Here is a 249-nt window from a genome sequence, read left to right as displayed (position 1 = left end):
GCGTAGCGTATGGAACGTATGGGCGCATCGGGAAAACCACGTAGGTGGCTACCCATTTTTGATCGATGGGAAGGAGCCGCAGGTCAACGGCCGCTGGAGCGCTCTGAAGGGGTTCTGGGAGATCGGCAGGCTGGCTGGATAGCAGTTAGCCGATATCCCGGTCGCAGGCGTAGCGCGCCGCCGCGGTGCGGGAGCTGACGTCGAGCTTGCGGAAGATCGAGGCCAGATGCTTTTCGACAGTACGGGGGC

1 protein-coding gene is annotated in these 249 nt (G+C 62.7%); it reads right to left on the bottom strand.

The genetic code is table 11. From position 1 onward, the window contains the following. Positions 1-145: 145 nt before the first annotated feature. Positions 146-249 (bottom strand): LuxR C-terminal-related transcriptional regulator (locus CUZ56_RS16410; protein WP_148113782.1); only part of this gene is annotated, 104 nt, incomplete at its 5' end.

This window comes from Saezia sanguinis, assembly GCF_003991585.1.
GTDB classification, from domain to species: domain Bacteria; phylum Pseudomonadota; class Gammaproteobacteria; order Burkholderiales; family Burkholderiaceae_C; genus Saezia; species Saezia sanguinis.
This window is presented reverse-complemented; position numbering and strand designations above follow the sequence as displayed.